This window comes from Halomonas sp. Mc5H-6 (assembly GCF_024124705.1).
Classification (GTDB): Bacteria; Pseudomonadota; Gammaproteobacteria; order Pseudomonadales; family Halomonadaceae; genus Vreelandella; species Vreelandella subterranea.
Window position 1 is genome coordinate 83171 of the sequence record NZ_JAMXSI010000007.1, and the last position, 26085, is coordinate 109255.

General features: G+C 60.4%; 25 protein-coding genes and 1 riboswitch. Of the genes, 6 read left to right on the forward strand and 19 right to left on the reverse strand.

Annotated elements, in window-relative coordinates; translation table 11 throughout:
* The first annotated feature begins 31 nt into the window (after window positions 1–31).
* Window positions 32–1228, forward strand: coding sequence for a DEAD/DEAH box helicase (locus NH395_RS11525; RefSeq protein ID WP_253024956.1), 1197 nt, complete (start codon window positions 32–34; stop codon window positions 1226–1228).
* Window positions 1229–1284: 56 nt separating this feature from the next.
* Here NH395_RS11525 and rho read toward each other — a convergent pair whose 3' ends face one another.
* The 10 genes from rho to cbiE form a co-directional block, all read right to left on the reverse strand.
* Window positions 1285–2241 (reverse strand): transcription termination factor Rho, encoded by a 957-nt coding sequence (gene rho, locus NH395_RS11530; RefSeq protein WP_253024958.1) that lies wholly within the window; start codon window positions 2239–2241, stop codon window positions 1285–1287.
* The gene (locus tag NH395_RS11535) at window positions 2238–2483 is read right to left on the reverse strand and encodes a transposase (protein WP_253024960.1); all 246 of its coding nucleotides are present in this window, start codon (window positions 2481–2483) and stop codon (window positions 2238–2240) included. Before NH395_RS11535 ends, rho begins: the two co-directional genes overlap by 4 nt.
* Window positions 2484–2622: 139 nt before the next feature.
* The gene (locus NH395_RS11540) at window positions 2623–2994 is read right to left on the reverse strand and encodes a hypothetical protein (protein ID WP_253024962.1); all 372 of its coding nucleotides are present in this window, start codon (window positions 2992–2994) and stop codon (window positions 2623–2625) included.
* A gap of 111 nt (window positions 2995–3105) precedes the next feature.
* A complete protein-coding gene (locus NH395_RS11545) occupies window positions 3106–3876 on the reverse strand; it encodes a hypothetical protein (protein ID WP_253024963.1) in 771 nt (256 codons plus the stop codon).
* A 131-nt stretch (window positions 3877–4007) separates the two neighbouring features.
* Window positions 4008–4709 carry a hypothetical protein gene (locus tag NH395_RS11550; protein ID WP_253024965.1) on the reverse strand — a complete coding sequence of 234 codons (702 nt, stop codon included), beginning with the start codon at window positions 4707–4709 and terminating at the stop codon, window positions 4008–4010.
* A 656-nt stretch (window positions 4710–5365) separates the two neighbouring features.
* Window positions 5366–5806, reverse strand: coding sequence for a YtoQ family protein (locus NH395_RS11555; protein ID WP_230447928.1), 441 nt, complete (start codon window positions 5804–5806; stop codon window positions 5366–5368).
* A gap of 74 nt (window positions 5807–5880) precedes the next feature.
* The gene (gene cobF / locus NH395_RS11560) at window positions 5881–6645 is read right to left on the reverse strand and encodes a precorrin-6A synthase (deacetylating) (protein WP_253024967.1); all 765 of its coding nucleotides are present in this window, start codon (window positions 6643–6645) and stop codon (window positions 5881–5883) included.
* Window positions 6642–7445, reverse strand: a complete 804-nt coding sequence (cobM, locus tag NH395_RS11565) for a precorrin-4 C(11)-methyltransferase (RefSeq protein ID WP_253024969.1) — start codon at window positions 7443–7445, stop codon at window positions 6642–6644. The genes cobF and cobM overlap by 4 nt, the downstream gene beginning before the upstream one ends.
* Window positions 7442–7798: a cobalamin biosynthesis protein gene (locus NH395_RS11570; protein ID WP_253024971.1), complete on the reverse strand. Its 357-nt coding sequence runs from the start codon at window positions 7796–7798 to the stop codon at window positions 7442–7444. The genes cobM and NH395_RS11570 overlap by 4 nt, the downstream gene beginning before the upstream one ends.
* 20 nt (window positions 7799–7818) lie before the next feature.
* Window positions 7819–9066, reverse strand: coding sequence for a precorrin-6y C5,15-methyltransferase (decarboxylating) subunit CbiE (gene cbiE / locus NH395_RS11575; RefSeq protein ID WP_253025121.1), 1248 nt, complete (start codon window positions 9064–9066; stop codon window positions 7819–7821).
* On the opposite strand from cbiE, the gene NH395_RS11580 reads away from it, so the two are divergent.
* Entirely contained in the window at window positions 9065–9811 is a 747-nt protein-coding gene (locus NH395_RS11580; protein ID WP_253024974.1) for a cobalt-precorrin-6A reductase, read from the forward strand. The genes cbiE and NH395_RS11580 overlap by 2 nt on opposite strands.
* Here the strand turns inward: NH395_RS11580 and cobJ are convergent.
* Genes cobJ through NH395_RS11625 form a run of 9 tightly spaced genes read right to left on the reverse strand, consistent with a single transcriptional unit; the run spans window position 9754 to window position 21637 of the window.
* The gene (gene cobJ, locus NH395_RS11585; RefSeq protein WP_253024976.1) at window positions 9754–10548 is read right to left on the reverse strand and encodes a precorrin-3B C(17)-methyltransferase; all 795 of its coding nucleotides are present in this window, start codon (window positions 10546–10548) and stop codon (window positions 9754–9756) included. The genes NH395_RS11580 and cobJ overlap by 58 nt on opposite strands.
* A complete protein-coding gene (gene cobI, locus NH395_RS11590; RefSeq protein WP_253024978.1) occupies window positions 10545–11270 on the reverse strand; it encodes a precorrin-2 C(20)-methyltransferase in 726 nt (241 codons plus the stop codon). The genes cobJ and cobI overlap by 4 nt, the downstream gene beginning before the upstream one ends.
* The gene (locus NH395_RS11595; protein WP_253024980.1) at window positions 11267–11896 is read right to left on the reverse strand and encodes a precorrin-8X methylmutase; all 630 of its coding nucleotides are present in this window, start codon (window positions 11894–11896) and stop codon (window positions 11267–11269) included. Before NH395_RS11595 ends, cobI begins: the two co-directional genes overlap by 4 nt.
* Complete coding sequence (locus NH395_RS11600) at window positions 11880–13031, reverse strand: cobalamin biosynthesis protein CobG (protein WP_253024982.1); 1152 nt, start codon at window positions 13029–13031, stop codon at window positions 11880–11882. Before NH395_RS11600 ends, NH395_RS11595 begins: the two co-directional genes overlap by 17 nt.
* Window positions 13021–16872 (reverse strand): cobaltochelatase subunit CobN, encoded by a 3852-nt coding sequence (gene cobN, locus NH395_RS11605; RefSeq protein ID WP_253024984.1) that lies wholly within the window; start codon window positions 16870–16872, stop codon window positions 13021–13023. Before cobN ends, NH395_RS11600 begins: the two co-directional genes overlap by 11 nt.
* On the reverse strand, window positions 16872–17969 hold the full coding sequence (cobW, locus tag NH395_RS11610; RefSeq protein WP_253024986.1) for a cobalamin biosynthesis protein CobW: 1098 nt from the start codon (window positions 17967–17969) through the stop codon (window positions 16872–16874). The genes cobN and cobW overlap by 1 nt, the downstream gene beginning before the upstream one ends.
* Window positions 17956–19329 (reverse strand): cobyrinate a,c-diamide synthase, encoded by a 1374-nt coding sequence (locus NH395_RS11615; protein WP_253024988.1) that lies wholly within the window; start codon window positions 19327–19329, stop codon window positions 17956–17958. The genes cobW and NH395_RS11615 overlap by 14 nt, the downstream gene beginning before the upstream one ends.
* Entirely contained in the window at window positions 19329–19922 is a 594-nt protein-coding gene (gene cobO, locus NH395_RS11620; protein WP_253024990.1) for a cob(I)yrinic acid a,c-diamide adenosyltransferase, read from the reverse strand. Before cobO ends, NH395_RS11615 begins: the two co-directional genes overlap by 1 nt.
* Entirely contained in the window at window positions 19919–21637 is a 1719-nt protein-coding gene (locus NH395_RS11625) for an AAA family ATPase (RefSeq protein ID WP_253024992.1), read from the reverse strand. The genes cobO and NH395_RS11625 overlap by 4 nt, the downstream gene beginning before the upstream one ends.
* A 348-nt stretch (window positions 21638–21985) precedes the next feature.
* Window positions 21986–22178: riboswitch (cobalamin riboswitch) on the forward strand.
* Window positions 22179–22241: 63 nt separating this feature from the next.
* On the opposite strand from NH395_RS11625, the gene NH395_RS11630 reads away from it, so the two are divergent.
* The 4 genes from NH395_RS11630 (at window position 22242) to NH395_RS11645 (ending at window position 26064) form a co-directional block, all read left to right on the forward strand.
* Complete coding sequence (locus NH395_RS11630) at window positions 22242–23258, forward strand: ABC transporter substrate-binding protein (protein ID WP_253024994.1); 1017 nt, start codon at window positions 22242–22244, stop codon at window positions 23256–23258.
* Window positions 23255–24319, forward strand: a complete 1065-nt coding sequence (locus NH395_RS11635) for an iron chelate uptake ABC transporter family permease subunit (protein ID WP_253024996.1) — start codon at window positions 23255–23257, stop codon at window positions 24317–24319. The genes NH395_RS11630 and NH395_RS11635 overlap by 4 nt, the downstream gene beginning before the upstream one ends.
* On the forward strand, window positions 24319–25083 hold the full coding sequence (locus NH395_RS11640; protein WP_253024998.1) for an ABC transporter ATP-binding protein: 765 nt from the start codon (window positions 24319–24321) through the stop codon (window positions 25081–25083). Before NH395_RS11635 ends, NH395_RS11640 begins: the two co-directional genes overlap by 1 nt.
* A gap of 90 nt (window positions 25084–25173) precedes the next feature.
* Window positions 25174–26064 (forward strand): NAD(P)-dependent oxidoreductase, encoded by an 891-nt coding sequence (locus tag NH395_RS11645; protein WP_253025000.1) that lies wholly within the window; start codon window positions 25174–25176, stop codon window positions 26062–26064.
* Window positions 26065–26085: the final 21 nt, after the last annotated feature.

Consider the following 26085-nt stretch of genomic DNA (forward strand, 5'->3'; position numbering starts at 1 on the left):
CACCCCTCACGACTTTATGTCAGAGCGCCTTATGCCATTTGCAAAACTAGGATTATCCAGTCCTCTTGTTCAAGCGATTACCGAGCTCGGTTACAAAACGCCAACGCCCATCCAGGAACAAGCCATTCCTGCCATTCTTTCGGGTAACGACTTGATCGCCACCGCACAAACCGGCACAGGCAAAACCGCTGCCTTTGTGCTGCCTCTGCTGGAACAGTTCAGTAACGCGGAACCATTGCGCGGCAAACGCATGCGTGCGCTGATCCTGGTACCAACCCGCGAACTGGCGGTTCAGGTCGAAGCCAGTGTGGCTCAATACGCTAAACACACGCCCTTAACCTCGATGGCCGCGTATGGCGGCGTGGATACCGCGCCGCAAAAAGAGCGCTTAATCGCAGGCGTGGATATTCTGGTTGCTACGCCGGGCAGGCTGCTTGATTTGGCGCATCAGCGAGCGCTACACTTTGATGAGCTACAAGTGATGGTGTTGGACGAAGCGGACAGAATGGTCGACATGGGTTTTGTCGATGATATTCACAAAATCATCGTGCGCCTGCCTGAAAACCGTCAAAACCTGTTGTTCACGGCCACCATGACCAATGACGTACGCGCCATCGCCCACGCTTTTTCAGACAGCAAGATGACCAACCTGGCGGCTGACATCGCCATTACGCCCAACGTCCGCGCCGCCGCCACGATCAAACAGTGGCTGATCACGGTAGACAAAGACACCAAGTCCGCCTTATTGAGCCATTTGATCAACGAGCAAGCGTGGGATCAGGCGCTTATTTTTGTCGAGAAAAAACACAGTGCGGCCAAGCTGGTTGCCCAACTTGAAAAACGCGGCATCGCAGCGGATTCCATTCATGGCGGCAGAAGCCAGGCCATGCGCGAACAGGTGTTAACTCAGTTCAAAACGGGCGAACTCAAGTATCTGGTCGCCACGGGGGTGGCCGCTCGAGGGTTGGATATTGGTGAGCTGAGCCGTGTGGTGAATTACGATTTGCCTTTCCAGCCCGAAGAGTACATCCACCGTATTGGGCGAACCGGCCGCGCGGGTGCCTCAGGTGAAGCCATCTCGCTTGTAGACATCAGTGACTTTAAAAATCTTTGTGCTATTGAAAGGCGATTGAAAAACACGATTGAGCGCAAAGAAATTGCAGGCTTCCCGGTTAAAAAAGCAGTGCCCGCGTCAAACTTGAACTATAGCAAACAAAGTACTCGTTAATACTTACCAAACAAGCCCACCTCTTAAAAAAGTGGGCTTGTTTTTTTATAGACATGTCACGAGGCAGGCAAAAATGCATCCAATAGCTCGGCATTAGTGGGATACTTCTCCAATAACCCAAGTAACTTCTGCGCGCCTTCTACTGGCTTAAGCGTTGTCAACGCTCTACGCAATGCCCTTACCTTTTCAATATCTTTAGCATCAATCAAAAGCTCTTCTCGACGGGTACTGCTTTTGGCAATATCGATCGCAGGGAAAATCCGTTGATTTGCCACGTCGCGGGATAACACCAGCTCCATATTGCCCGTGCCCTTGAACTCCTCGAAAATCACCTGATCCATACGGCTTCCCGTATCCACCAGCACGGTGGCCAGGATGGTGAGCGATCCGCCGTTTTCGATCTTTCGCGCAGCGCCAAACAGTTTTCGCGGTATTTCCATCGCCCGGCTATCCAGCCCACCCGACATGGTGCGACCATTGCCCCGCTGCTCGGCATTATGAACGCGCGAGAGTCTGGTAAGCGAATCGATCACGATCATTACATCATGCCCCTCGCCTGCCTGCTTACGCGCCGTCTCAAGCAGCTTATCGGCCAAATGCACATGGTGAGTGTAGGTCTCGTCTGACGACGAGGCATGTACCTCTGCCGTCACACTACGCTTAAAATCCGTCACTTCTTCAGGCCGCTCATCAATCAGCAAGGCATACAGCTTTATGTCAGGATGCGCCTCGGCCACGGCCTGACAGATATGCTTTAACATCGTCGTTTTGCCAGAGCCTGGCGGCGCCACAATCAACCCCCGTTGCCCCATCCCAATAGGCGTAATCAAATCCATCGCCCGCACCGTACGCTGCTGAGAACTAGGCGCTAAAACAATGCGTGGGGAAGGATGAATAGCGACGCCATTTAGAAAACGCTTTTCGGGATCATTGGGGAATGGATCTTCAACGTCGTCGGCTGGCTGGGCGTCTACCTGCCTTTTTGTTTTCAAGCCTAGTGTTTTTCTGGTCATAATATTGGTTGATCGCCTTTAATAGCCTGAGTTGGTAAAACACTGAGTTTGTAGAATAGCTGCATCATAGACAGCCGACTGATCGCGCCGTTGCGATACTTGGGATAGAAGACAAACAAGTCGTGCTTGAGCTTAACCAGGTAATGTACGGCTTGCTCAAAGGTGCCTGGCTGGAGCTGATCTTGGTAGTTGATCACCGCAATGGCGCTCTGATCGTAGTTATAAGCCTTGAAGTGCGGCATGCTGATCATTCCTCGTCTGTTCTCTCGATCCTACCAAAACTTAGGGGTCAGCGGTTTTTTCTACAGGCTCAACGTCTGAATTCACCGGGCTGCGCGGCTTTTTGCGCAAGTCCGGTGGAATAATCGGTTGGCCCCCAGCTCACGATTGCTCGGGCGAATAGTAAAGCGTCTTGCCGCATTGAGTACAAAAGTGCTCACGATGGAAGGTTCGGTTCATAAGCGCCCGAACATTGATGCGCGCATTGCCGCAGGAAAAGCACGAAACCTTATTTCCTTGGATATGGTCAGGATGTTCTGACTTGTACCAGTCGTAGGTCATTTTCTCGAAAGTGGATAACTGCTTAAGGCGCCCTCTCATGATAGTGAGCGGGATGAAGAAAAACATCGCGCCCCACACGAGGAAGAACAGGTTTCCGCCGGCAAGCAAGGCCGAAAATATGGCTCCACCACCGATCAGCATGAAGATTGAGCAAAAAACAATGATAAAAATTTTCGATGTTGCGTAATTCATGTTTCTCCTCGCGAAAGAATGACCAAGTTATTGGCGTAACGCTCGCAGCATACGCGGCTTTGGAATGGAGGCGAAGCCGCAATGGAAAAGACGTCGCCGTGCCTGCGATTGTTAGAGCGACTCAGCAATGTTCCATCCTTTATGCGTAAGTTCAAAAATATCGCGCTTTGAACCCTTCGGTTTGACATACCCTTGTACCTCAAGGTCCTCCAAAGCTGACTCGTACAGAGCATATGATTTAGCATCTTGATCACCAAAAACGGAATCGCCAGCATTGATAGATCTTCCACTGAGTGTTTTTGGCGTCAGTATGGTTCCCCTCTTATTTTTAGCTGCCGCTTTAATCAAGCTAACGGATTCTTTGCTTAAAACATCCGGATCGGCTGAAGCCCTCGTGGAACTCACCTGAGAGCTTAGCTTATCTCGCTCTGCTCTCAACGCAGCCAATTCGCTTACCAAACGTTTTTTGACCTCCTCATCTTCGATATTAGCTATTTCCTCATCGCGCTTCGCTCGATCAATTAACTCCTCTTCTTTTTGACCAAATAACTCGGACCGGGCCTGTTCCAACTCAGTTTGTAAAATTGTTCTTTGATGATCCGCATTGAGCTGGAGACGGTCACGAAGTGAAAATGGCTTTTGAGATAGATGCTCGAAGATGTATCTCGACCAAGGGGTCAGAATGGCTAAAATTGCGCCGGCTAAGAGCGGAAAGACAACTACTGTCCAAAAACTGGTTTCTTGTTCAAATATTGCAATCCGCTCATTGGCCGGTGCATCCAGCATGAACAGCAAAAAGATAGCCCGCCAATTCAGAACCAAGAAGGCTAAAATGGAATACCCAAAATAGGGAGCTTGAATTCTTGTTGTCACCGCATCCAAGAGTTCTCTCATAACAGACCTAATTCAACCTCGAATATGGCTCTAACGCCTCAAACACCGGCTTGGTGAAGTTGGCGGCTTTTTTGGAACAAAAAAATGACAACTTTACCAAGTCCGAGTGCTTTGACTTGTTAGGAATACGCTGCATAGTCAAAATTTTCAAAAGGGTCCTCTAGGTTACGCAATTCCTGCCAATTGAAATCGTAACGTTCGTTTGCTGGCCAATCGTCTGGAAAGCGAACTCTTAAAATGTCTCCTATCGAGGGCTCCATTCCGTCATCTCCCTCGTAAAAGTAGTCTGAACCGCTTAGACCAATACTCTTTCCGCCAGGCCCATACTCTTCATCCATAAACTGAGCTGATAGCAAGATGTTTAGGGCGCAAAATGCATCGATTAGCGAATCGAAAGTTGCGAGATGAAAGTTTTCATGCCTGTTGTGCTTTGACTTGTTGTAGGCACGATACCAAGACAAAGGTTGTTCCTCGGCCCAGCTAGCAAAAGGCTGTCGAATTCCATGATCACCAATCCAGCCAGGAACTCGGGTCTCGAATGACGACAACCTATGAGACTTATTGATCAGCTTGTAATCATTGATTGTGAAATTTCTACCAGAGACGGAGAATTCATTATCGAGAAATATGGCGGTGAAGTTTGCCTCGATTTCGACACAAGTCCTCATCAAGAGCTGCTGAATTCGATGGGAATATGTGTCCAGATTTCTGTCTGATGGTTCAACATAGGAAAACAAGTCCAACATATCCTGCTGTATAAGCAGGAATGCTCTGACGTAGTGTCTTGGATCTGTCGCGTATTTCCGGTGCAACAGATACATCCACCTCCCACCTTCTGAGTAATTCCCATCGGTGAATTGGCGGCAAGTCCTTCTGTATGGTCGCGAAATGCTCATATTTTCCTAACAGTGATTATATGCCCGGCTGCATAATATCAATGAACGTGCCGACGCGTTTATTGATATTATCGAGCAAGCAGCATTCTCATAACCTACTGTTTTACAATACATCAACCTTACCGTTCGGCAGCATATACAAAATCGCGTGCCCGCTCATTTTACTCTGTTCAATCATACTCTATTCATAAATTTGGCTTAGGTCACGCGCCGGGAAGGTAAATTTTGTCGGTGGTGTGTTCAGGGTTGGAAAGGTGAGGAAGGAAACCCTGTACAAATTATTGTTTTTGTTGGCTTATTTGATACTGATCGCCCAATGAATTGGGCTCCTACAACCCCCTAGACGCAGGCATTGATGGCGTGATGATTTCTAGAATGGAAATGGATTAGCCCGTTGCAACCCCATTGCAATGGGCTTCTGTAAGAGCCCGACTTCGTCGGGCGATCGTTTTTGGTGGCTGATTACACGCTGATCGCCCAATGAATTGGGCTCCTACGTCCCCCCTCACCGTGGGCTTAGGTGCCACGGTTCTGCTGGTCGCGCTCCTGCAAGACACCGTGCACTTCGCTGGATGGGCGTATTAAGCTTTAAGGACGTAGCGTAGGGTCTCGACGACTTGATCGGTGGTGGTGCACCAGGCTTGGGCGCCTGCGTCGACTTCTTTCAGCGGGTGGACGATGTCTTCGCTGTGCAGGGTAATGTAGGGCTTGGCGAGGGCGGCGCAGTAGCCTGCGTCGAAGGCGGCGTTCCATTGCTTGTATTTGTCGCCGAAGCGAACGACGACCAGGTCGGCCTGTTCGATCATGGTGCGGGTGCGGATGGCGTTGACCTTGGAGGACTGGTGGTCGCGCCAGAAGCCATTTTCGGGTTTGCCGAGGTGGTCTCCGGCGGCGTCCGAGGCGTCGTGGTCGGTCACCGGGGCAGTGAAGACGATGTCCAGGCCTGCCGCGTCGGCGCCGCGTTGGATTTCGTCGCGCCAGTCGGTGTGGATCTCGCCGGATAGATAAACGTAAAAGCTCATGGTCGCTCCTGATAACGCAGTCATTTAGTCGATACAGTTATTTTATGGAAAAACATTCCATATTGATACCGGCGTCAAATCAGCGGCTGTTTCGCCAGCAGGTAGATATCCATGATCCAGCCGTGCTGTTCGCGCAGGCTGGCGCGGCGTTGGACGATCTCGTCGCTGACCTCGCTTAGCCAGCCTTTGATCAGGCACTGTTTCTCCATGCCGAGGTAGGCGCCCCACCAGATGTAGGTATCGTCGGCGGGCAACGCGGTAAACGCCCCGCCGCTGTCGAGCATGACGGCGACCGTGGCGGCATCGCTTGGCCAGCCGCGTTCACGCAGGCGGCGGCCGGTGGTGATCTGGATGGGCTCGGCGAGCGCGTTCAGCGGTATGCGGTGTTCGGCGGTGAGTACCTGCAGGCTGGTGATGCCCGGCACCACCTCGACGTCTACTTGTCCCCCGGCTGCGCTCAAGCGTTCAGCGATGCGCAGGCTGCTGTCGTAAAGCGAGGGGTCGCCCCAGATCAGCATGCCGACCCGACCGCCTTCGGGGAGGTGGTGCGCCATCAGCGTTGCCCATACTTCGGCGATGGCGTGATGCCATTCATCGACGGCGCCCAGGTAATCACCGCGCTCGCCGCGCTTAGGCAGGTCGAATTCGACGATTTGGGCCTGCTCGGGCTCGCGCAGCAAGGTCTGGCATAGTAGGCGGCGCAGGTCGACCAGGTCGCTTTTGGCTTCGCCTTTGCGAGGCAGCAGGATCAGGTCGGCGTCATTGAGGGCCCGCACGGCGGCGAGCGTGACGTGGTCCGGGTTGCCCGTGCCGATGCCGATCAGCGAAAGCGTCGTCATAGGTCACGGCCCTCATCGTCTGGCAGGTTGGCAAACGGCGAGTCCGCGGACTGCGGCCTAAAACGGCGGTCGTAGCCCACGGCGTACAGCGCGCTTTCCTGGAAGTCCTGGCTCTCAAGCACCGGCCCCACCAGAATCAGCGCCGTGCGCTGCAGCGTGTTGGCGGCCAACACCTCAATAGTAGAGAGGCGCCCTCTGATGATTTTTTCATCGGGCCAGCTGGCTCGCCACACAATGGCCACGGGGCAGTCACTGCCGTAATACGGCGTAAGCGACGCCACCACGCTTGCGAGGTTATGAACCGACAGGTGGATGGCCAGCGTCGCGCCGGTTTGGGCAAAGTTGGCCAGGGTTTCGTTATCCGGCATGGCGCTGGCGCGCCCGGAAGTACGCGTCAGCACCACCGATTGCGCCACGCCCGGCAGGGTCAGCTCCTGGCCCAAACTGGCTGCAGCGGCGGCAAAGGCGGGCACGCCGGGAGTGATGGTGTAGGGAATCTCCAGCACGCGCAGGCGGCGGGTCTGCTCCCCCACCGCCGACCATACCGATAGATCCCCCGAGTGCAGCCGCACGACATCCTGCTCAGCCGCGTGGGCTGCCTGGATTTCCTGGATAATCTCGTCCAGCGACAGCGGCGCGGTGTTGACGATGCGCGCCCCTGGCGGGCAATGCGCCAGCAGTTCTTCCGGAACCAGCGAGCCTGCGTAGAGGCACACCGAGCTCGCGGCAATCAGGTCGCGGCCGCGCAGCGTGATCAGGTCCGGGGCGCCTGGCCCCGCACCGATGAAATGTACGGTCATAATGATGTTCCTATGGCGATGGCCGCCGTTGCCTGCCGGTCAGTAGAAATGTGCCGTGGGCCGAGCAGCTGCGCCCCTGGCCCGGCGGCCAATAACGCCACCGCTTCGGCCACGCTGCCCGTCCCCCGCGCCTGCAGGCTTTGCGCGGATTGCGTGAGAGTGGTGACGCCTGGCAGGTGTGCATCGGCGACCAGGATGACATTCAGGCAGCGCGCCTGACCCAGGCTTTGCACCAGCGGGCGCATGGATTGCGTGCCCGCCAGGGCGTCGATGGCCCCAAAGCGCTGGGTCAGCGTATCGAGCAACCCTGCCAGCGAGGCGAGCGACGCACCGCGACGAAAACCAAAGCCCATGATTTTTCGCTCCTGCCCGCTCATCGAACGCCCCGCCACTGCACAATGGGGTAGCTGGCCCTCCAGCCCCGGCGGGTGCCCAAGGGCGCGGCGCTGGCATGCTCCAGGCGCAGCAGCTCGCCGCCCGCCTGTTGGTGCCAGTGGGCCAGCAGCGCTTCGGACTCCAGCGTTACCGCATTGGCGACGATACGCACGCCGCTCGGCAGAATTTGCCATAACGATTCCAACAGCGCCTGGGAGAGCCCACCGCCGATAAACACCGCGTGCGGCGGCGCTGCATCGCTTAAACGCTCAATCGCGCTGCCCTCTTTTACCTCAAGCCAGTCGACGCCCAGTTGCCGGGCGTTTTGGGCAGCCCGGGCGGCGCGGCTGGCGTTCTGTTCAAAGCCTACCGCTTGATTGTCGGGGTGGGCCAGCAGCCACTCGATGGCAATCGAGCCCGAACCGGTGCCGATATCCCACAGCCGTTCGCCAGGCTTGGGGGCAAGCGCGGCCAGGGTCATGGCGCGAATGGATTGTTTGGTGATCTGGCCGTCGTGGTCAAAAAAGTCATCGGGCAATCCGGGCGTCAGCGGCAATGCGGGCCCCTCGCCTGCGACCTCAAGCGCTACCGCGACCGGGTGCGCGATGTCATCGGGAAGTGTCGCCGCTGCCGGAAAGGCACGCACCCGCTCGTGCTCGCCGCCCACGGCTTCCAGCACCGTCAGTTTTGAATTCGCAAAGCCGAACTGGCAAACCCACCGGGCGAGCTCCGCTACAGCGTCGCCGTCGCGAACCAGCACCAGCACGCGCCTGCCGGGATGCAGGTAGGGGCGAACGCGGGTTAACGGCTTGGCGTGCAGGCCCAGGCATGTACAGTCCTGAAGCGGCCAGCCCAGGCGGGAAGCCGCCAGGCTGAACGTGGAGGGCGACGGCAGCGCCTGCCATTCCTGGGGCTCAAGGTGGCTGACTAGGGAGGTGCCCGCGCCAAACCAGAAGGGGTCGCCTGAGGCCAGCATCACCACGCGGCGGCCGCGTTCGGCGAGCAGTTGGGGGATGCCGTCGGCAAACGGCACTGGCCATTCACGCAGCTTGGTTTTCAGGTCGGCTTTCAGATCGGCGCTTTGGTCAGTGCTCAGGGGTGCAAGCAGGCGCAGGTGTCGGCGGGCGCCAAACACCACCTCGGCACGCTCAAGCGCCTCGCGGCTTGCCGCCGTGAGACCCTGTGTGCCACTCTCCCCCCAGCCTATTATCGTCAGCCAGGGAACCTCGTTACCGTTAACCACTATGAATATCCTGATTCTTGGCGGAACCTCAGAGGCCAGCGCCCTGGCCAGCCTGCTGGCCGAGCGTTCGATCCCGGCCGTCTATAGTTATGCGGGGCGGGTCAGCACCCCCAAGCCGCAACCCTTGCCGACGCGTGTTGGCGGTTTTGGCGGCGTGGCTGGCCTGGTCGCGTACCTTCAGCAAGCGGGCATTACCCACCTGGTTGACGCGACCCACCCCTTCGCCGAGCAGATGAGCCGCCACGCGCTGGCCGCAGCCGAACAGTGTAACGTCCCCCTGATGGCGTTCACCCGCCCGGCCTGGCAACCCCAACCCGGCGATGACTGGACGCACGCTGCCAGCATCGACGAGGCAGTGAGCCAGTTGGACGGCCCGCCCCAGCGCATCATGCTGGCCATCGGGCGTCAGCACCTGGAAGCCTTTGCCGCGATGCCGCAGCATCACTATTTATTGCGGCTCGTCGATCACCCCGAGCAGCCGATACCACTGCCCCACCAGACTATCACCGTCGCGCGCGGCCCGTTTACCACGGCGGGCGATCTGGCCTTGCTCAAAGACCACGCCGTTGAGCGACTGGTGTGCAAAAATGCCGGCGGCGACGGCGCGGTGTCCAAACTCACCGCCGCCCGCACGCTTGGCCTGCCGGTGGTGATGATCGGGCGACCCACGCTGCCCTCACGCCGGGAATGTCACACCGTGGATGACGTGCTGGCCTGGCTTTTTGCGCCCACCGAGCGAGGGGTATAAGCCCAGGGTTCGCTCTGTTCAGAGTTTTGTCTTTCAATGCACCGCGTCTGGCTGGAGCCCACGATGACCAGGGTGCGCATGTCCGCCATCTCCGGCGTTGCTTCGCTCAGGGTGGTCACGCGAATCGACTCATCCGGAGTCGAGACAGCGCGGGCGAAAATGATCAGCCTATCCGGCCCGCAGGCGTCAAGCAGCACCTCAAGCGTACGCGCAAAGCCCTCCGGCCGCGCCCTGGAGCGCGGGTTGTAGAACGCCATGGCGAAGTCGGCCTCGGCGGCCAGGCGCAGGCGCTTTTCAATCAGCGCCCAGGGCTTGAGGTTGTCGGATAGATTAATGCAGCAGAAGTCGTGCCCCAGCGGCGCGCCGACGCTGGCACTGGCGGCCAGCATGGCGGAAATCCCCGGCAGTACTTGAACGTCCAGCGAGCGCCACTGGGCATCGCCCGCCTCCAAGGCTTCAAACACCGCCGAGGCCATGGCAAACACGCCCGGATCGCCGGAGGATACCACCGCCACGCGACGACCGTCGGCGGCCATCGTCAGCGCCTGCTCGGCCCGCTGGATTTCTTCCCGGTTGTCCGAGCCGTGGCGCACAAGCCCGGCCCTGGGCGCAACCCGTTCAACGTAGGGCACGTAGCCCACCACATCCGTGGCCTCGGCGAGCACCGCCGACACCTCGGGGGTCACCAACTGGTCGCTGCCCGGCCCCAAGCCGACGATTTTCAGCCAGCCGCTCATGGGCGCCTCCCGTGGCCGTGAATCAGCACAATCGAGAAGTAGGGCACGCTTTCGCCTGCGTCCTTGAAGGGCTGAACGCGCTCCTGGCGCATGGCGGCGTATTCGATCAGCCAGGCGTCGTCCTCGCGCCCGGCCTGGGCCAGCGCCCGGCGAAGTTTGTCCAGGTTGCGGCCGATTTTCATCACCACCAGGGCATCAGTCTCGGCGATGCGCTCGGCCAGGGAGGCCTCCGGCAGCGTGGCCATGACCACGGTGAGGATGTCGTCGCCCCAGGTGATCGGCTGGCCGGTAGCGGTCCAGGCCGCCGACATCCCGGTGATCCCCGGCACCACGGAGACCGGCGCGTGGTCCAGTAGCCGGGTATAGAGATGCATGAAGGAACCGTAGAAGAACGGGTCGCCTTCACAGAGCACCACCACATCGCGCCCCGCCTCGGCTAGTTCGATCAACAGCGCCACGCTGCGCTCATAAAAATTGGCCAGCAACTCATTATAACGCGGGTCATCGAAGGGGATTTCCGTGGTGACCGGGTATTCCATGGCAAGCTCGGTGACCTCGGGGGCCAGCATGCCTTCGACGATGCTGCGCGCATGCCCGGTACGCCCCTTCTTGCGGAAGTAGGCCACGTGCGAGGCGCCGCGGATCAGCCGGTCGGCGCGAACGCTCATCAGGTCCTGGCTTCCCGGGCCAAGGCCGACCCCGTAGATGATTCCCTGGGTCATTCTGTTCGGTCCGCGATGGCATTGAGGGCGGCGACGGTCACGGCGCTGCCGCCCAGGCGGCCCTGCACTGTGCAGCAGGGGCTGACTTGGCTTTCCCAGAGCGCCTGTTTAGACTCCGCCGCACCGACAAAGCCTACCGGGCAGCCGATAATCGCCGCGGGCCGGGGGCAGTTGGGGTCTTCAAGCATATTGAGCAGATGAAACAGCGCCGTGGGCGCGTTGCCAATCGCCACCACCGCGCCTTCCAGATGCGGGCGCCAGAGCTCCAGCGCCGCCGCCGAGCGGGTGTTGGCCATCTCTTTGGCCAGTGCGGGCGTGCGCTCGTCATTCAGCGTGCAGATAATCGGGTTATCGGCGGGCAGGCGTTTCCGCGTGATGCCCTCTGAGACCATACGGGCATCGCATAAAATCGGCGCGCCCGCTTCGAGCGCTTTGCGGGCATGGGTGACGACATCGCCCGAAAAATAAATCGACGCGGCAAGCTCCACCAGCCCTGCGGCATGGATCATGCGCACGGCAATCGGCTCTTCATCGCGAGAAAACCGCCCCAGGTCTGCTTCACGGCGAATAGTGGCAAAGGACTCCCGGTAAATCGCCGGGCCGTCGGTTTCATAAATGTGGGGCACCTAAACTCTCCAAATATGCGATTACCTCAGTCTCCGTGAGGTTTGTTTTGACCGGCGTGCTATCGGCACGGCCGTTAATTATAAGGTCAAACCTACCGGCCTGGCCGACCACACACACGTCAGCCGGTGAGCGGCGGGCGCAGCCCTTGGCGCAGCCGGATACATGCACGGCACCCTGGGTAACCCCACGCAGGCGCTCGGCAAGCGGCTGGGTGGCGACACTGGCCTGCTCGCAATAGGGCGCGCCGGGGCAGGCATCAATCCGCAAGCGGACGTCCTGTTCGTCGCTGATCAACCCGTCGATAGTCTCGGCGCTGGCGCCTGCGATCCATATGCGCCGCCAGGGCGTCACCTGCAAGGCGTTGACGTCGGCAGGCATCACCGCAGCCCTCAGCACCCTGGCGGGCACCCGCCCAAACGGCAGGCCGTACACCGCGCCGTGTTCGTGCTTGCCCAGAGGCAATTGGCTGCCCGTTGCAGCGGGCCGTGCGTTGGCCGGGGCCCAGTCAGGCAGCGGCACATGATGGCGCCGCATGCGTTTGCTGTCCCAGCCGCCGCTTTCGACAAACCATGCCAGCAGGCGGATAAGCTGCGCCACCGCATCGTCGATCGAAGGCACCGCGGTGCCCAGCGCATGGCCATCGGCGCGCACCAGCAGGCCGCCCGACTCGGCGCGCTCGATACGAAAGTCCGCCGAGGCTTCGCCCAGCACCGGTGCCTTGCCAGCATCAATGGCGATCCCGACCTTGGCGGGCACCACCGGCAATTCTTGCCAGCGGTCGTTAAGCGCGCTGGCGATTTTATGGGTATCGTCCCCCGCTTGCCAGCCGGGAGCCAATAGAATTTGCGGGCGACGCTCCGCTTCCGGGTCGGCATCGATCAAGTCGTGGGCAACCAGGGTCTCCATCAGCGCTGGCCAACTCGCCTCGGTGACGCCGCGCAACTGCAGATTGGCGCGGCTGGTCAGTTCGATCAAGCCGCTGCCGTAGGCCTCCGCCGCCTCGCACAGTGCCAGCACCTGGCCACGCTCGAGCTGGCCCAGCCGTGGGCGCACGCGCACCAGTAAGCCATCGCCGGTTGCCATCGGCTGCCATGCACCGGGGCACCAGCCTTTGATGCGAGGCTCAGCCGACATCCGCCGCGACCTCCTTGGCCTCGTCCATGTCCAGCAGCAGGTCTTTCAGCGCGTCGCCCTGCTCGCCGGGCGCCTGCCACATGCCGCGCTGGGCGGCTTCGAGCAGGCGTTCGGCCATTTCTTCCAGCGCCGAGGGGTTATGCTCGCGCAGGAACTGCTGGTTGGCGTCATCCAGCACCAGGGCATCGGTGACCTGGGCGTACTGGTAGTCGGCGACCAGGTCGGTGGTGGCATCGTAGGCGAATAGATAGTCGACCGTGGCGGCCATCTCGAAGCCGCCTTTATAGCCGTGCTCGCGCATGGCGTTGATCCACTTGGGATTGAGCACCCGCGAGCGAATCACCTTGGCAAGCTCTTCTTTCAGCGTGCGAATCTTGGGCTGGGCCGGGTTGGCGTGGTCGGCGTGGTAGATCGCCGGGGTTTGCCCGCTCAGCGACCGGCTGGCGTTGGCCATGCCGCCCTGGAAGGCGTAGTAGCTGTTGGAGTCGAGGATATCGTGCTCGCGGTTATCCTGGTTCTGCATCACCGCTTCCAGGCCTTTAAGCTGCTGCTCGAAGGCATCCGGGGCGGCGGTGCCGGACTCGGCAAACTGCCCGTAGGCGTAGGCGCCGTTGTCCAAGTAGGCCTGTGCCAGGTCATCGGCATTTTCCCAGGCGCCGTTGTCGATCAGCCGGTTCAGGCCGGTACCGTACTCCCCCGGCTTGCTGCCAAAGATCCGATAGCCTGCCTGCTGGGCGGCCATCTCGGTACTCAGCCCCTGCTTTTCCAACACCTGCTGGCGGGCCATCACCGCCTCGCGGATGGTGTTGCTGTTTCCCGGTTCGGCGTAGCTGGCCACCGCCTGTACCGCCGCATCGAACAGGCGGATCACATTGGGAAACGCATCGCGGAAGAAGCCGGAAACCCGCAGCGTGACGTCCACCCGCGGGCGGTTGAGCAGCATCGAGGGAATCACCTCGATATCGATCACCCGCTGGGAGCCCAGCGACCAGATGGGGCGCACTCCCATCAGCGCAAAGGCCTGGGCAATGTCATCGCCGCCAGTGCGCATGGTGGCGGTGCCCCAGATGGAGAGCCCCAGGCGGCGGGGGTAGTCGCCGTTGTCCTGCAGGTAGCGCTCGACGAACGCCTGGGCGGATTTTTCGCCCAGCGTCCAGGCGGCCGGGGATGGGATCGAGCGGTTGTCCACGCTGAAGAAGTTGCGCCCGGTGGGCAGCGTATCCAGCCGCCCACGGCTGGGGGCACCACTCGGCCCCGGCGGCACAAACAGGCCATTCAGGCCTTCCAGCAGCGAGCTGACTTCCAACTCGGCGCTCTGCTGAAGCGCCACCCAAAGCTGGTCCCGGGCGTAGCGCAGCTGTTCGGCGGTGGCAGGATAGTTGGCGGCCAACGCCTCCAGGCTGCCCGGCGCGACCACGTGATCCTCGACCAGTTGATGGGCCAGCGCTTCCAGCCGCTCGCGGGTGTCGTTGCCGCTGCGCCAGGCGGCGCTATCCAGCTCGCGCAGCACGCTCGGCTGTGGCCCCGTCCAGGGCTCGGCGTCGGCCTTCAGCGGGTCAAAGGGCGTCTGGCTTTCGCCCTGCAGGGCCAAATCATCGGCCAGGTTATGCAGCAGGCCGCGCTGGGCAATGCTTTCGCCCCTCGGCAAGCGCAGCAGCGCCACCAGGGTACCGACCACTTTATCCTGGGGCGGCAGCGTGCCAAGAATGTGCAAACCGTGACGAATCTGCGATTCCTTGATGTCGCATAAGAAGGTATCCAGCTCGTTCAGGATCAGCGCTTCGTCCTGGCTGTCGACCGCTTTGGTCAGCTCCTGGTCGATACCGGTCTCGCGCAGGTGATCGAGAATCTGCTCGCGGATTAACGCCTCGCGGCGGGGGTCCATATCCAGCGCCTGGTAATATTCGTCGGTGAGCGCTTCCAGCTTGGCCATGTCGCCATACAGCTCGGCGCGGGCCAGCGGTGGCATCAGGTGGTCGATAATCACCGCCTGGCTGCGCCGCTTGGCCTGGGCGCCCTCGCCCGGGTCGTTGACGATAAACGGGTAGAAGTGCGGCACCGGGCCGAGCGCAATATCCGGCCAGCAGTCGGCGCTAAGCGCGCTGCTTTTGCCCGGCAGCCACTCAAGGTTGCCGTGCTTGCCCACGTGAATCACCGCTTCCACCTGATAGTGCTCGCGCAGCCAGAAGTAGAACGCCAGGTAGCTGTGCGGCGGCGCCAGCTGCATATCGTGGTAGGACTGAGTCAGGTCCTCGATAAAGTCACGCTCGGGCTGGATACCCACGAAGGTTTCCCCCAGCCGGATACCCGAGATCATCAGCCGCCCCTGGCGGCATTTGGGGTCATCAGCGGGCGCGCCCCAGCGCGTCCACACCGTTTCCTGAAGTTCGGCGGGCAGGGTTTGAAACCAGGCCAGATAGTCGTCAACGCTAATGCTTTGCCAGCACATACGCTGGTCGATGACGTTGCGGTCGTTGGTCACCGCCCCCTGCAGCAGGCGGATCAAGTCATCGCCACTGTCGGGCAGGTCGCTGACCGGGTAACCCGCGGATTGCAGCGCGGTTAATATCTGCAGCGTCGAGGCGGGCGTATCCAGCCCCACGCCGTTGCCAATCCGGCCATCGCGGTTGGGGTAATTAGCCAGCACCAGCGCCAGCCGTTTGGCGTGATTGGGGGTGGTGCGCAAGTGGGAAAACCGACGCGCCAGCTTGGCGACAAACTCAGCGCGCTCCGGGTGCAGCGCGTGGTGAGTTACCGACAGCTGGCTGCGTTCGTTATACAGCGCTTCGGCCTTGAAGCCCACCGCCCGGGTGATCACCCGGCCATCCATTTCGGGCAGTACAATCTGCATCGCCACATCCCGGCTTCTCAGCCCGGCGGCTGAGGCCTGCCAGTCCTCGACGGTGCTGCTGGAAAGGATCGCCTGCAGGATCACCGGCTGGCCGACGAAGACGCTCTCGGGAATCGCTCCGCCCAGCGGGTAGGTGTCGTCGGAATTGCGGTTGATCGAGAAGCTGGTGGTGTTGACCACCAGCATGGCACCGGTCTGCTCGATGAGGTGATTGATAAAGGCAATGCAGTCGGCCTCCTTCAGGGAGGCAACGGCGATGGCAAGCGGCTCGAGCCCCTGCCCTTTAAGCGCCTCGATCATGCCGTCGACGACCAGGGTATTGGCGCCCTGCAAGTGGCTGCGGTAGAACAGCAGCAGGCACACCGGCCGTTCCGGCTGCTGGTTGGCACGCCATTCGCTCAGGCTCATCACCTGGCGCCCCGTCTGGCTTGCGGCATCGCTTGGCGCATAGATCACCGCCGCGGGCACCACCTTGGGTTCCTTCCAGGTGGTGGGCAACGCCAGGCACTCGCTTCCCAGGTAGCGCAGCAGCTGTTCGGCGTTATCCACCCCGCCTTCGCGCAGGTAGCGCCACACCCGATAGGCGCTGTCATAGTCGACGCTCGAAGCTTCCAGCAGGGCATCGTCCGGGGCGTCGCAGCCGGGCACCAGGATCAACTGGCGGCCTGGCTTAGCATTCCGCCAAGCCAGCAGGCGTTCGTAGCCGTATTGCCAGTAGGCCTGCCCGCCCAGCATCGACACGACCACAAGCTGCGCCTTTTCCAACACCCGATCCTCGTAGAGGTCGTAGGCGGCGGGCTTGACCAGGTTCATCCAGTTGGCCAGACGCACCGACGGGTAGCGCTCGCCCAGGCGATCGATTGCCTGGGCCAGGGCCGAGAGGTTGCTGTCGGCGGCCGAGAGAATCACGACATCCGCGGGGCTTTGTTGAAGATCGACAATGCCTTCATCATCAACAAAGCCGCCGGGTTTGGCGGCAAAAAGGTGCATTAGGCGGCTGTTGTTACCTCTGCTTCGGCAAGCGCGTCGTGCAGCGCGCCGCTGTCCAGCGACTTGCCAATGATGACCAGTTGGGTTTGACGCGTTTCACCCTCCGCCCAGAGGCGGTCGAAGTAGCCATCCAGGCGTTCACCCACGGCTTGAATGACCCGCCGCATCGGCTTGCCGGGAATCGCCGCGAAGCCTTTGGCGCGGTAAATTTCCTGGGTTTTGACAATGTGCTGCAGCTTGGCCGCCAGCAGGTCGCCGTCGACTTCGCCCAGGCTGATCACGCAGGAATCAAAGTTGTCGTGGGCGTGGTCGTGATGCGCGCCCTCGGCGTGATGCTTGTCGTGGTGATTGGTGATCAGGTCGATGCTCGCTTCGCTGGCCGCCCCGATGCCCATCAGGGCTTCCAATTGAACGGTGTTGGTGGCCAGGGTTTGATCGACAAACAGGTACTTCACTGATTCCGGCACACGCGCCTGGATAAGTGCCTCGACCCGCGCCTTCTCGTCGGGGCTTAACAGGTCGGTCTTGCTGACCAGCACCAGATCGGCGGCGCTGAGCTGGTCGTCGAGCAGCTCCTGCAGGCTGGGGTCGTGATCCAGGCTTTCATCGGCCTGACGCTGGGCTTCTACCTTGGCAACATCGCTGGCATAGCGGCCAGAGGCCACGGCGGGGCCATCGATCACCGTAATGATGGCATCGACGGTGCAATGCTGGCGCACCTCCGGCCAGTTGAAGGCCTGCACCAGCGGCTTAGGCAGCGCCAGGCCGCTGGTTTCGATCAGAATGTGGTCGATATCGTCGCGGCGGGCGACCAGCTTTTTCATCACCGGCAGAAACTCTTCCTCTACGGTGCAGCAGATACAGCCGTTGGCCAGCTCAAAAATACCGCTGTCGTCGCCTTCCACCGCCTGCCCGTCTTCGCAGTCAAGGGCACAGCCGCGCAGCAGGCTTGAGTCGATGTCCTGCTCGCCAAATTCATTGACGATCACGGCAATTCGCTTGCCGGTCACCTGGCGCAGAATGCTCGCCAGCAGGGTGGTTTTACCGCTGCCCAAAAAGCCGGTGACCACGGTGGCGGGTATCTTATTTAACTGCATGGGTCTCGTCCTTAGATTCGATAGGCTGAAGCGCTGGCGACGATTTGCCGCTAAACAGCAGCGCGATCGCGGCAGGGTTGTTGGCAAAAAACAGGTGCAAGTAGGTGGCCGTCAATCCACGCTCACGAAAAATGGCCTCCCCCGGCGCGGGGTGGCGCTGGCGTTCGCCATGGGCAATGGGCTCAGGCGTTCCCTCGGCCATGGAACGGTGGTGGGCATGGCCGCGCACCGGGCCTTCGGGCAACGCGGCGGTTTGCATGCCCTGGCAGCCCCGACGCCCGCGCATGGCACCGTGCCCCGGCAGCAGGCCGAGCATGCTGTGGGTGGTGTCGTCGTAGTCGGTCAGGGTTTCCAGGCAATACAGCAGCCCGCCGCACTCGGCAAGAATCGGCTTGTCGTCGGCAAAAAACTGCCTGATCGCCGCGAGCATGGCCGCATTGGCCGCCAGGGTCGCGGCATGAATTTCCGGGTAGCCGCCGGGTAGCCACAGCGCATCGCAGCTCGGCAAGGCGCTGTCGGTGAGCGGCGAGAAAAAGCGCAGCTGCGCGCCCATCTGCTCGAGCAGGTCCAGGTTGGCCTGGTAAATGAAGCTGAACGCGGCGTCTTTGGCCACGCCAATGGTGCAACCGGCAAGCGACGGCAAGTCGGCGGTCACGACGTCTGCCGGGGCGATAAAGGTCACCGGCGGCAGCGCAAGCAGCGTCTGGGGCAGGTTTTCCGCCTCGATAACGCTTGCGCCCTTTTCAAAGCGCACTTCCAGCTCATCCCGAATTTCGTCGGCCTGCACCAGGCCTAAATGGCGCTCGGGCAGCGACAGTTCCGGGTTACGCGCAATGGCAGCCAGCAGCGGGATGTCTGTCGGCAGGGTTGTCTCGATCAGCTCGCGGTGGCGCTCGGAGCCGCAACTGTTGGCGATAAGCCCGACAATGCGGATATCGTCGCGAAAGCCCGCCAGCCCCGCCAGCAGGGCACCCGCGGTCTGCGCCATGCCCTTGACGTCCATCACCACCACCATGGGCAAGCCAAACCGCGCGGCCAGATCGGCACTGGAAGGCTCGCCGTCAAACAGCCCCATGGCGCCTTCGACCAGGATCATGTCCGCCGTCTGGGCGGCTTCGTAAAAGCGCTGGCGGCAGTAGGCGTCACCCGCCATCCACAGGTCAAGCTGATCCACCGGCTGGCCGGCGGCTTGCGCCAGCACCTGGGGGTCCAGGTAGTCAGGGCCGGTTTTAAACACGCGCACCACCTTGCCCTGGTTGCGCAGCGCCCTGGCCAGCGCGGCGGTAAAGGTGGTCTTGCCCTGCCCGGAAGAAGGCGCGGCAATAAACAGCGCCGGGCAGCTTGCAGTAGGTGTGCTCATCAGTATTCGATCCCCGCCTGGGCTTTAACACCGCCACGAAAGGCGTGACGCTCGTCCTGCACCGTGCTGATGGTGTCGGCAATTTCCTGAAGCGGCGTCGCCATGGTGCGCCCGGTAATGATCACGTTTTGATGCGCGGGGCGTTGGTTAAGCGCTTCGACCACCGGCAGCGGGTCGAGGTAGCCGTACTTGAACATGTAGCTCATTTCATCGAGGACAATGAGGTGGTAGTCAGGGTTTTCAAGCAACCCCTTGGCCACCGCCCAGGCCGACTGGGCGGCTTCAATATCACGCTCGCGGTCCTGGGTTTCCCAGGTAAACCCCTGCCCCATGATGTGCCAGTCAAGGTTGAGCTGATTGCGGAAAAACAGATACTCGCCGGTTTCACGGCGGCCCTTGATAAACTGGATCACCGCGCAGCGCTGCCCGTGGCCCAGCGCCCGCGCCATGGTGCCAAGCGCCGAGCTGCTTTTGCCCTTGCCGTTACCTTTCAGCAGGATCAACACCCCGCGCTCTTCCGTGGCGCGGCTGATGCGCTCGTCGACCACGTCCTTTTTGCGCTGCATGCGGTGAGTATGGCGATCGTCAGTCATGGGGTTTCCTGTCCAGAAAAAGGTGTCGCGTAGCGCGCCCCCAGTTGCTGGGCGATGCGTGCGCCCTGGCCGCGCTTGATTTTCGATGACTCGGTATCCAGCAGGACACAGTCGCCCAGCGGGCCGAGGTCGGCGACGGATTCACGGGTACGCCCGTCGGTAATCAGATAGGTACGAATGCGCAGCCCGGGCTCGCGTCGCTGCCACTGATGGATCAGGCGTTTGGCCTCGATCACCGCCTCGCGCAGCGGCGTCCCCCCGCCTCCCGTCGCGGCCTCCAGCGCATCTTGTACCCGCTTGGGCGCACGACGCCGGGAGAGGAGCGGCACCACACCGCCATTGCCAAACCCCACCACGGCGACCTGCTCGCGTGCCGCGTAGGCCTGACGCACCAGCGCTTCCACAAGCCCCTTCGCCTGACCCAGCAGGCGCTGCCCCAGGGTAGAGCCGGAGGTATCCAGCAGCACCAGGTGCGCCCTTGGCTGCCCGGCCTGTGTCTTGCGCATTTTAAGCGTTCGCCAGGGCCACTGGCCGCGGTTGGCGACCAGGGTGGCAAAGCCGTCCAGACGGGACGTTTCAGTCCGCGAGCGTCCCTTGCCTGATACCTGCCCTTTTTCACCGGACGCCGGAGTCATCGCCGTTTTCGCCTGACCAACACCGTTTGGCGTATTCGCCAGTTCAGGCGCTGCCTGCTGAATGGTTGACTGAGCCTGGGGCGGCATGGCGCCCCACTGCCCTTGTTCGCCGCGCTGATCGGATGATCCGCCGGTCGACGCACCAGTCGTTGATGACGAAACACCCTCACCTCCCGAAGGTGGTGACTTCGGCGGCGAAGACGGCGGGGTTTGCTCGGGCGATTGGGTGCGCCGATGGTCCAGCACCCACGGCTCGACGGTATCGATATCCTGCTGTGCCACCTCGCTTGCACCGCGCCAGGCGGCGTGGGCGCGGGCGGCGCGGTGCCATGTCACGTCGGCTCGCAACCCTTCCACACCGGCGGTTTCACAGCGCGAGGCGATGGTGTGATACACCCATGACGGGGTAATGACATCAGCCAGTTGACGCTGGGCCTGATGAATCCGCTCGGTCAGTGCGGCCTGGGCCTCCTCGAAGCCACGGGCCGCCCCCTCAGGGTCGAGGTCAAAGGCTTCGCGCTGCTGGACGATGGCGATACGCTCTTCCACGCTGATGCTCGCGGCCTGGTCGATACACAGCCCAAAACGATCCAGCAATTGCGGGCGTAGCTCGCCTTCATCCGGGTTCATGGTGCCAATCAGGCTGAAGCGCGCCGGGTGGGAGTGGCTGATACCGTCGCGCTCGACGATGTTCGTTCCGCTGGCGGCCACATCCAGCAGCAAATCGACCAGGGTATCCGGCAGCAGATTGACCTCGTCCACATACAGCACGCCGCCGTCGGCTTTGGCGAGCAGCCCGGCATGAAAGGTGGCTTCGCCATTGGCCAGCACCTTTTGCAGATCCAGACTGCCGACCAGCCTGTCTTCACTGGCGCCCAGGGGCAGCGTCACAAAAGGAGCACGCTGCCCGTCGCTATCGCCAGGTAAAATAGCGGCCAGAGCTCGTGCCAAGGTCGACTTGGCGCTGCCTCTTGGCCCACTAACCAGCACCCCGCCGATACGCGGATTAATGGCATTAAGGATCAGCGCGGTTTTCAGCGCTTCCTGGCCAACCACTGCCGCAAAGGGAAACTCACTCACCGGCACCTCCCGTGCTGGCCAAGCCCGTCAATCGAGCAATCCTTTTCAACTGAAACGCTGCCAACTGATTTGACCACCGTCGATCTTGAATCTTATTCATGGTAACTAGCTGAATGATAATAAACTACTCATAAATAAGTGGGAACAGAAAAGGCGTTCAGTATAGAGTAAGGGGTAGCAGCGAGGCCAATTTGTTACAAGCTATTAACTTTGCGAAGGCGTATATCAGCTGACGCTATGCATGCCGCTGGATTTTTACACGTCCTTTAAATATTATGTTATAACATTCTATAATGACGGGGTTTCATAAGATCCTTAGGCTTTGTGTTGTTCGCTATCTCCCTGCCGCCTAGAATGGCCAGTGTCGGTGTTCCCCACGGAACTTAATAGAGAATCCGCCGCGGCTTGCCGCGAAACGGAACTGCCCCCGCAACTGTAGGCGGCGAGCGATGCTCCTTGATGCCACTGGACACAGCGTCTGGGAAGGCGAGCTAGCCATGACCCGTCAGTCAGGAGAACTGCCGATATATTGCTTACATCGAGCGAAGTGGCTCGGCCAGTGTTTTCTGGCCGAATGCGGAGCTCATCATGCACGGGAGTGTACATGATGTTGAGATTGACCACGGCCATCGCCGCGAGCGCTGTCGGCCTTGCCCAGGCGGCTTACGCCTCCACCGACTACCCGCTTACGCTAACCAATTGCGGTGTAGAGATCAGCGTGGCGTCGCCCCCAGAACGAACGGTGACGGTAGGCCAGTCAGCCACGGAGATTCTCTATTCGCTGGGGCTCGCTGATCGAGTGAATGGCACCTCGGTCTGGTTCACCCCGGTCCTGCCCCAGTTTGCTGAGGTCAATGAAGCGATCGAGCGGATCGCCAACGACGACCCAAGCTTTGAAGCCGTGGTCAATAAGCGGCCTGACCTGGTGGCGGTACAGTATGAGTGGCACGTAGGCCCCACCGGCAGTGTCGCCACCCGTGAGCAGTTTCATGAGCTGGGTATTAACACCTATATTATGCCCGCCGACTGCGACACCAAGGATAACTCTACCGGCGGCGATGGCACCCGCACGGCCGCTTTCTCTACGGATTCGGTCTATAAGGGAATCACCGAACTCGCCGACATTTACGATGTTCAAGACGCTGGCGAGGCTCTGGTAGCCGACCTTATCGACCGCGAAGAGCGAGCAATAGCACTGGCGAACAGCCTGGACTTACCGGACGATTTATCAGCGGCGTTCTGGTTCTCATCGACAGACCTGGGGGTTAGCCCCTTCGTCGCGGGTCAACTCGGCGCACCGGGCTATATGATGGACAAGCTCGGTATTCGCAATGTGATCGAGTCCGATGAGGAGTGGCCCACGGTGGGCTGGGAGAGCATCGCCAGGGCTGACCCCGATGTGCTTGTTATCGCTCGCATGGATCGCCGCCGCTTTCCTGCCGACGATATTGAAGCCAAGCGTGAGTTTCTGCGCAGCGACCCGGTTACCCGTGAAATGACGGCGGTTAAAAACGACCACATCATAGAGATGGATGCCCACGCCATGAGCGCCACGATGCGCACTATTTACGGTCTTGAAACACTGGCCGAGGCGCTAGCGACAATGGCATTTGACGAATGAGCATTGCGTTAACGCGGCTATCTACGGCGGGTTTTGCGCTGCGCTGGCTATGGATCACGCCGCTGGTGCTCGTGGCGGCGCTGATCGCGGGCACCGCCATCGGCGAGACACCAATTCCCGTTGATACCATTCTCAAAGTGCTCGCCAATCAGCTACTGGGCGCAGATTACGCGGTGGACCGGATCGATGCGGGCATTATCTGGAACTACCGGCTTAGCCGGGCCGTCGTCGCTGCTTGTTGTGGTACTAGCCTAGCGCTGGCAGGGGTGGTGCTTCAGGCGCTGCTGCGCAACCCCTTGGCCGACCCCTACTTGATGGGCATTTCCGCTGGGGCCTCTACCGGCGCGGTGGCCGTGGCCGTCGCGGGCATTGGCGCGGGCGCGCTTTCGCTCTCCCTGGGTGCCTTCGTGGGTGCCCTTCTCGCCTTTGGTATCGTGGTGATGCTCGCCCATGCGGCCAACAGTGGCGTCGGTGGTGGCCGCGGCGTTCAGGCAGCGGGGGCGATTATTCTGGCAGGCATCGCAGGCTCACAGCTGTTCAATGCGCTGACCGCTTTTATCATTACCAAGTCGGCGAGCGCCGAGCAGGCCCGCGGCATTATGTTTTGGCTGATGGGCAATCTGTCTGGTGTGCGCTGGGCCGATGTAACCTTAGCGGTGCCTGCCGCAATGTTTGGGGTACTGGTTTGCCTATGGCACCGCCGCTCCCTGGATGCCTTTACCTTCGGTGCCGACAGCGCCGCCTCCATGGGCATCGCGGTGCGCCCGGTGCGCGGGATGCTGATTATCGCCATGGCGCTGGTCACGGCGGTGATGGTGTCTATTGTGGGGGCGGTTGGCTTTGTTGGACTGGTGATTCCCCATGCCATGCGTTTTATCGTAGGCAGCCAACACACGCGTTTGGTTCCAGCCACGGCGCTTGCTGGGGCGGTCTTTTTGATTGGCTCAGATATTCTTTCGCGCACTCTGATCCCCGGCCAAGTGCTACCGATCGGGGTGATTACTTCGCTGATTGGCGCACCTGCCTTTGCGCTCATTCTCGTGCGCGGCAAGAGGTCGTAATGCAGTTAACCGCTCAAAAACTCGATTGGTCAGTGCATGGCACGCCTCTACTGATTGACATTAACCTTACCGTCGAGCCCGGCCAAACCTTTGGCCTGGTGGGGCCGAACGGCTCGGGTAAAACGTCGCTACTTCGCCTGTTGGCAGGCTTGAACAAACCCAAAGCAGGACAGGTGCTAATGGGAAGCCAGCCCCTGCAAAACCTCAAGCAGCGGGCGATTGCTCAATCTATTGCCTTAGTGGAGCAGCAGGCCGATACCACCGATAGAATTAGCGTGCGTGACGTAGTGGCGCTGGGCCGGACGCCCTTTCTTACCGCATTGCGCCCCTGGTCTACTGAAGATGATGCCATCGTGTTTCAGGCGCTGGTCGATGTCGATATGGCGCATATGGCCGACCGGCTTTGGCACACGCTTTCCGGCGGTGAGCGCCAGCGCGTGCATATTGCCCGCGCACTGGCGCAACAACCCAAGATTCTGCTGCTCGATGAGCCCACCAACCATCTGGATATCCGCCACCAGCTGTCGATCCTTGAGCTGGTCAGGCAACTTCCGGTTACGGTGATTATCTCGCTGCACGACCTGAACCACGCCATGGAGTGTGACCGCATCGGTGTCATGGACGGCGGCTGCCTGGTGGATAGTGGCACGCCTAAAGAGGTACTGACGGCATTCCGGCTACGCCAGACCTTTGGTGTCTACGCCGATATTTTCGCCGACCCCATCGACGGCAGCCAGATGATGCGTTTTCGTAATGCTATTTAGCCATGACACGCACAGCCAGGTGATCAATCAGCGGGGTTAGCCGTTGTTTGCTAAGGTGATGTGGTGCTTTCCATTAATTAGGGGATACCTATGCGACTTCTATTCACCGGTGGCAGTGGCAAGGCGGGCCGCCATGCGACCGCCTATCTTCGCGACCAGGGTCACCGCGTCACCAACCTGGACTGGGCAACCTCCGACGTGCCCGGCATTCCCACTCTGAAGACAGACCTCACCGATGCTGGCCAGGTGTTCAACGCCTGCCATGCCTACGCCGGGATGGACGAGCTGGAACCGGGCACCGGCGTGCCGCGTTACGATGCCATTGTCCACTTTGCGGCGATACCCGCCATCCTGCACCGGCCGGACAACGAGACCTATCGCATCAACACCTTGAGCACTTATAACTTACTGGATGCCGCCACCAAGCTGGGTATTCCCAAGGTGATTTTTGCCTCCAGCGAGACGACCTATGGCGTATGTTTTGCCGACGGCGAGGTGCAACCGGATTACCTGCCGGTCGATGAAGAGCACCCCACCGTACCCCAGGACAGCTACGCCATGAGCAAGGTGGTCAACGAAGTCACCGCCCGCTCCTTCCAGGCACGCTCGGGTATCGATATCTATGGCCTGCGCATCAATAACGTTATCGAGCCCCACGAGTACCGCCAGCATTTCCCGGCCTACATGGACAACCCGGCGCTGCGCCGCCGCAATATCTTCGCCTACATCGACGCCCGCGACCTGGGCCAGATGGTCGATTGCTGCCTGAAGACTGACGGCCTGGGCTACCAGGTGTTCAACGTCGCCAATGACGATCTATCGGTGGGGCTGACCAACGCCCAGGTGATTGAACGCTTCTACTCAGGGGTACCGATCAAGCGCGAAATGGGCGAGTACGAGACCTTCTATAGTATTGAGAAAGCGCGTCGTCTGGTGGGTTTCGCGCCACGCCACTCCTGGCGGGATGAGCTGGAAAAGTAAGGGTGCCATGAACTAGCGACG